The sequence below is a fragment of the Marinobacter lacisalsi genome (assembly GCF_042651045.1).
Classification (GTDB): Bacteria; Pseudomonadota; Gammaproteobacteria; order Pseudomonadales; family Oleiphilaceae; genus Marinobacter; species Marinobacter lacisalsi.
The window spans coordinates 1-1,894 of the sequence record NZ_JBHSDI010000003.1 but is presented as its reverse complement, the minus strand read 5'-3'; the positions used below and the strand labels follow the sequence as shown (position 1 = coordinate 1,894).

Annotated in this window: 4 protein-coding genes; all 4 read right to left on the bottom strand. The window is 47.5% G+C overall.

Features of this window, described 5'->3' with window-relative positions; translation table 11 throughout:
• Window positions 1-32 precede the first annotated feature (32 nt).
• Genes ACFOZ5_RS03385 through ACFOZ5_RS03370 form a run of 4 tightly spaced genes read right to left on the bottom strand, consistent with a single transcriptional unit; the run spans window position 33 to window position 1,857 of the window.
• The gene (locus ACFOZ5_RS03385) at window positions 33-1,202 is read right to left on the bottom strand and encodes a hypothetical protein (protein WP_379885434.1); all 1,170 of its coding nucleotides are present in this window, start codon (window positions 1,200-1,202) and stop codon (window positions 33-35) included.
• Complete coding sequence (locus ACFOZ5_RS03380; protein WP_379885433.1) at window positions 1,203-1,532, bottom strand: tyrosine-type recombinase/integrase; 330 nt, start codon at window positions 1,530-1,532, stop codon at window positions 1,203-1,205.
• 55 nt (window positions 1,533-1,587) lie between these two features.
• Window positions 1,588-1,716: a transposase domain-containing protein gene (locus ACFOZ5_RS03375; protein ID WP_379885431.1), complete on the bottom strand. Its 129-nt coding sequence runs from the start codon at window positions 1,714-1,716 to the stop codon at window positions 1,588-1,590.
• 3 nt (window positions 1,717-1,719) lie between these two features.
• A complete protein-coding gene (locus tag ACFOZ5_RS03370) occupies window positions 1,720-1,857 on the bottom strand; it encodes a transposase domain-containing protein (RefSeq protein ID WP_379885435.1) in 138 nt (45 codons plus the stop codon).
• Between the last annotated feature and the right edge of the window lie 37 nt (window positions 1,858-1,894).

Here is a 1,894-nt window from a genome sequence, read left to right as displayed (position 1 = left end):
GAGGTGGCGCCATCTTCTGGAGAATGGCTTCCTTACGTTCCGGCGAGTAATAGGGCATGGTTGTCCTCTGAAATCATCAGGCGACAACTACGCTGACACATAGGGTAAGGATGGTTCTCATAGAACTGTTCATTTATAATTTGCGCGTGCTTTCCTTCCTTTAGGTGTGGAAGGTCAATTGATATACTCTGCTTCGCTAGAGATTTATTTGAAAGCATCGAGGAAGTGCTGGTGACAATGATTGGCTTTCTGAGTGTAATAGTCCATGAGTTACCTGGGAGCCCATAATTGGTTTGAAATTGAACTCCGCTCGTTAATAGCTCGTAAATTTTACCCTGCATGAGCTCGGAAAGTTCGTCTGCATTATCAATGGCAACTATATGACTATTCTGTGCGATAGAAAGTAGTTCTTTTGTCGAGCTTGGGGTTTCGTTCAGCGTTTTGTCTGCAGGATCTATCAAGCTTTTAATGATCCAGGCAGCAGTGCTTTTTCCTGAACTCTCTTCTCCAGTGATTTCCAAAACCGTTTGGGCTCGTTCAGGAAGAAGCGTACAAACCATCCAGCTAATAATTATACTGTAGTATCTTTCTGGAATATTGGTGATGCTCAACAAAAGATTTAAGCAGGGGCTACGTCTTAATAGCCAATTTAAAGTTCCTTCTTCATTGAGAGGCTTTGGGTATGCCGCATGCGCAGGCCTTCCCATGCGAATTAACGGGGGGATAGGGGCGAGATTTGCCGCTCTTAAAAAGTCAACGTCTATGGAATGGGCATTTTGTGAGTTTAAAATCACTTTTTCGGCGCCATCTGCCGAATACCGGATAAAGTTGACGCCGTCGGCGAAGTCCAAGAAATATGCGTGCTGGCCTAGACCGATTCTGAGATTGATCTTGCTTGGTGTGGTGCCACTTTGTGATTTTAGGATACGCTTTGCGGTTTGTATCGCTGAATTACTAATAACAACATTGTTGCGCAGCGCGAGCTCTGTGATTGTATTGAAGACAGACTCGTCATCAATGAAGAAGACCTTTCTACTTGTACTGTCTACGAGATATACATTGCCATTTTTATGCAAGCGTTTTTGCATAAAGTTAAGAGCGAGACCCAAAATAGCTTTTACTTGGTCACTCTTCGTGGGAGCTGCAGGTTTGGGAGCGGGGGCGAATAGTGAGTTGTTATTGGGATTTGTTGGGTTGCTCATTTAAATTCCAAACTCGCTGCTTTGTTGCTGGATGGCATCTGTGTAAGTTCTGACGTTTTCTAGGTAGTTCGACCAGTGTTGCATCATCTGTCTTCGCTCATCGAGGCGAGCTGACCTGTTATATGCTGCGGCCACTTGATTGCGCTGTTTGTGGGCCAGTTGCAACTCAATCACTTCTGGCGGCCATCCCTGTTCGTGCAAAAGTGTTGACGCCGTGGCTCGGAAGCCATGACCAACCATGGTAGTTCCGTCAAAGCCCATGGATTTGAGGGCTACGTTAATAGTATTCTCGGATAGTGGTCGTCCCGGCCTTACTGATTCAAATACCAATTCCTGGTCACCTGTGATGGCGTGTAGTTGCTTCAGAACGTAAGCGGTCCACTAACTACACCGGCATAGCCTCATCCTGATTCCACGGCAACAGGCCATCCAGATCCTTATCGGTCGCCGCTGATGGCAACTCGCTCAGCACCCTGACCATGTACCGATAAGGTTCGATCCGTAAGCGGTCCACTAACTACACCGGCATAGCCTCATCCTGATTCCACGGCAACAGGCCATCCAGATCCTTATCGGTCGCCGCTGACGGCAACTCGCTCAGCACCCTGACCATGTACCGATAAGGTTCGATCCTGTTGGCGCGAGCAGTCTCGATCAGACTATAGATCCGGGCGCTCGCATGAGCGCCTCTG

Excerpts from the sequence above, each read along its gene's own strand:
- ACFOZ5_RS03385 (WP_379885434.1), bottom strand. The coding sequence starts at position 1,202 with ATGAGCAACCCAACAAATCCCAATAACAACTCACTATTCGCCCCCGCT.